At 34.3% G+C, this 4,587-nt stretch carries 2 protein-coding genes; both read right to left on the bottom strand.

The window, feature by feature from the left end; translation table 11 throughout:
• A partial coding sequence (locus HMPREF2846_RS13475) for a lectin-like domain-containing protein (protein ID WP_141751904.1) occupies positions 1-3,358 on the bottom strand: 3,358 nt, incomplete at its 3' end.
• Positions 3,359-3,829: 471 nt separating this feature from the next.
• Positions 3,830-4,587, bottom strand: a 758-nt coding sequence (locus HMPREF2846_RS13470) for an FIVAR domain-containing protein (RefSeq protein ID WP_176745502.1), incomplete at its 5' end; no start/stop codon positions are given.

Raw genomic sequence — 4,587 nt, 5'->3', positions numbered from 1 at the left:
CTTTAACTTTATTCAATTCATCATTTAATGCATCGAGGGCTGCTTTTTTTGCAGCTGCATCTTTAGCGATTTGATCATCTTGAGCTTTTTTAGCTGTAATCGCAGTATTCAAATCATCTGTAGCTGTTTTAACTTGATCAGCTGTTGCATCACCATTTGTATTAACCGCATTTGCTGCTGCTAATTTATCTTGTAATGCTTTATCTACAGGATTATTTGGATTTAGATTGTTATAACCATTAGCTGTGTTAATTGCTGTTTTAAGTGCTGTTTTATCTGCTTGAGGAACTAATACATTTTGTGCATCCTCTAATGCATTTGTAGCTGCTTTAATCTCAGCAATTGTTTTAGAACCTGGTGAACCTAAAATAGTTTTAGCATTTGTCAAAGCTTCAGTAAACGCTTTTTTACTACTTGTTGTAAATTGAGCTGGGTCAATAGTTTCAACATACTCTAATGTTTTTCTTAATTCATCTAAAGCATCTTCTTTATCCAATTCATCTTGTAAATTTTTAGCTGCTATCGCATTATCTAAATCAGTTTTCGCTTTATTAACTGCAGGTTGATCGATATTTAAATCACCTTGAACAGTTTTAGCAGTTTCTAATGCTGTTTTAAGCGCATCATCTTCAGGATCTCCAGCCTCTAATGGTTGAAGAGCTTCTGCTGTTGTAATAGATTGATTCAATGCTGCTTTATCTGCTCTTGGAACTAATGCATTTTTAGCATCTTTAATAGCTTTTGATGCATCGGCAAATTGTGCATTTGAACCATTTTCAGGTTGACCAGCTAATGTGTCGCCCGCTGTTACTTTTGCTTCATAAGCTTCAACACTGTTTGGTGTATAGCTATCTTTATTTACAGTGGCTGCATCTGCTACTGCTGCTTTCAAATCTTTAAGTGCAGCATTAGGCTGAACAGTAATATTAAATGTTGAAGTAGCTGGTTCACTCGCTTCTTGTGTTGCTGTAACTGTAACATTAAATGTTCCTTCAGCTGTTGGAGTACCTGTAATTTGTTTTGTTGCCGCATCAAACGATAAACCTGCTGGTAGACCCGTTACTGCTACAGTTGGGGCTGGATTTAAATCCCCTTCAACATTTACAGCGATTGGAGTAATTGGTGTATAAGCTTCGCCTGTTTGTGCATTGATTGGTGTGATTGTAGGTGCTTGAGCTCCTGCTACAGAAATTTTAAATGTTTTAGTAGTTGTATTTCCAGCCATATCTGTTGCTGTTACTTCAACAGTTGCATCTCCAGGTGTTGTTGGAGTACCTGTAATTTGTTTTGTTGTTTCATTAAATGATAAACCAGTTGGTAAACCTGTAACTGCTATTGTGTCAAAGTGTCCACTATTATCCGTAATATCCAAAGTGATTGGTGTAATAGCTTCTGAAACATTTGTAGTAACATCTGTAACCTCTGCGATTGTAGGATTTTGAATATCAACGACTGTATACACAAGTTGTTGTGCATCATTTTCTAAAGTGACAGTTCCAGCACCTTCGTCGTAACCAATTGCATGACCCTCATCTCTAACTTTTGTATCACCAAATTCATAACCCTTGTCAGCCAAATATTCAGTATGATCTTTTAATGTAATTTTTTCTTTAACATCTCCCGCAGTACGAAGAGGTTTATCAATCGCTTCTTCAGTATCATCGTCTATAAAGTATTCATCTAATATAGCTGATGCTGTAAATCTGAACTCATCTAATTTGATTTGTTGTAAATTATAATGATCTGTAGTTGAAGCTACAATTGAAAAAGCAAATGAATCTTTATGTGAATAGTTAATATAGTCTTGCATGTTTTGAGACCATGTTTGCGTACCATACGTAATTGTCATCACTTTAGTTGTGCCATTATAATTAAATTTAAAAGGTACTAATTGATTATTTGGTTGTTCTTTTAATAAAGACGCATCTCCTGAATTATTTGGAGTTAATAATACAGTATTAACTAGACCTTTGTCTGCAGAGTAAATAAAAGCACCAAATGCTCCTTTACCTTTAAATCGTTCAAGATCGACTGATGCTCCGTTTAAATTATCATTAGTCGAGTTTACAAAAGTATCTAATTTAAATCCAAAGCTAGATGGTACACCACCAATACCAAAACCTTGTCCTGTTAATCCAAGGGTACTAGTCTTACCCGGGTTGAATGTAATCGCTAGACCTTCTCCACCAGTTACCCCATCTTTTGGATGACCTTCATATTTATCACCAAGGTTAACCTCACCAGAAAAACTGAAATCTTTAGTTAAATTTAGTTTAACATCTAAAGACATAGCTCCACTTTTGTTCGCTTCATTAGTCGTTAATGTTACAATACCGCTTTGAGAATCATAAGTTGCATCATTTAACGTTTTAAAATATTCACCAAAATTTTCTTTAGTTACAACAATTTCTTGGCTTGCAACTTCTTCAAGATCAAATGCTCTTGTTGAATAACCTGAAGCTTCTTCACCTGTTCTTGGTAAAGTTGCTTGAGGGCTAAATAAGTCTTTTTGAGCTGATGCTTCTTCAAGCAAGAGTCTTAGTACTTCTGATTTTAATTGTTCTGGTGTTAAGTCAGTAGTATCAATAACTGCTAGAACTGCATCCACTTTGGCACTGTCATAGTCATTACTCAAGTCTGCTTTTACTTTTTCTACTTTTTGTTCTGGAGACAATACAGATGTTTCAGTTACTGTTTCAACCGCTTTTTCTACTGCTGGCTCAGTTGCAGGAGTGACTACTGATTCAGGAGCTTCTTCCTTGTTTTCAGCAACAGGTTCTGATGCTTTATCAACAGTTGCTTCTGCTTTAACTGGTTCAGCTTCAGTAGAAGGTGTTTCTTTTGTTTTTTCAACAGTTGCTTCTGTTGATTCTTTTGAATTTTCAGTTTTTTGCGTTTGAATTGACTCTTCTTTTTGTTCAACTGCTTGTGCTGCTTTAGCTTTTTCAACTATAGCGTGGACAGTTGATTCTGAATCTGCTTGTTGTACTTCTAGAGTATAACTGTCAACTTCTTCTTTGTTTAAATTTTTAAGTGAAGTAATCTCTGTAGCAGCTTGTTTTTTTACTTCTTCTAATGCATTTTGCGTTTGTGCTTTATTATCAGTTTGCTGTTGTGTAGCATCAACTGTTTTTTTAAGTGACGTTTTGTTATTTTCCTCAGGTGCTTGTTGTGTCGTACTACTATCATTAGAAGCCTCTACAACTGTATTGTTATCGTTTATATTCTCTGCTGCTTTGGCTTCGCCGCTATGACCTAAGAATAATAGAGATCCGATTAGAATAGATGCTGTGCCTACAGTAAATCTTCTAATAGAGTATCTATTTCTTAAGTTAGGCAAAAAGTCCAATTTTTTCATATGATGTCCTCCGATACTAGTATATTTCTACTACATCTTTATTATAATATTGTATTGCCCAATTGTATATTATATAAATTTTATGTCTTAGTAGTAAAATATCGTTAAATTCTTTCTTTTTTATTTGGAAACAAAATGCGAAATTCATATAGATTGTTGAAAACACAGGCGTGAATACATACCTCCGTTATCAAAACCGACCATTCTTCTCACATTTAAGGTTCTAAACCATATATTTTAACTCAGTTTTTTAATTTCACTTTTACAATTATGTAATGAGAACTTAATAGACAGAAACATAAATCTGTTAAAAGTACATAAAATCAATGTAGCCTTGTCATATAAATAATTCATATTGATGCATTCTTCAAAACTTAATAAAAAGCAAACACCCCTAGCTGGAGATTATTCCAACTAGGGGTGAATACTATCTTAAATCTTTTACTGTTTAGTGCTCAAAAGTTGATTCGATTATTTTTCTGTATTATCTTTATCTTCTTTTTTACGTCTGCCGAACAATGCCATTAAACCACCAATTGCTAACATTAATGTAGCATATTTAGGATCTGCTGGAGTTTCTTGACCTGTGTTTGGTAATACTTTGGCTTTATTTGCTTTAGTTTGTGCTTTTGAACCTTCTGATTTCTTAACTGCTTTATCAGATGTTCTTTCAACTGATTTACCTGATGTTGATTTAACTTTATCAGTTTCTTTTTCAATTTTAGGAGCTTTAATAACTTCTAAAGCTTTTAATACATCTTCGATAGCTTTTGTTGTTTCTTGAATATCTTTGATTGATACCTCTTTAGAATTTTCAACAATCGCTTTACCAGTATTCACTGATACATCTAATTTTTCTACTGATTCAGGTGTGTATTTAGTTTTATCTGTTGATTGTGCTTTATCTAAAGCTTTTTGTAATTCAGCTAATGCATCAGCTTTATCTTGAGTTGCTTTAGCTTCGATTGCTTTGTTCAACGCATCTTTCGCTGCGTCTACTTCTGTTTGTGTCGCATTAGCATCTGCTTGTACTGCTTTTGCTTTGTCTAACGCATCTTGGACCGCTTTATCTTCTTTATCAGTCGGATCTAATGTTAAACGTTCCGCATCATTAATTGATTTATCAAGTTCTGTTTTATCTGCTTTCGCAACTAAGCCTGCTTGCGCATCTTTCAACGCTTGTGTAGCTGCTTTAATTTGATCAACAGTTACAGATTCCGGATTGTTCA

Source organism: Staphylococcus sp. HMSC056G08, from assembly GCF_001812305.1.
Lineage (GTDB): Bacteria > Bacillota > Bacilli > Staphylococcales > Staphylococcaceae > Staphylococcus > Staphylococcus simulans.
The sequence above is the reverse complement of the archived record's forward strand: the minus strand, read 5'-3'. Positions and strand labels throughout refer to the sequence as shown.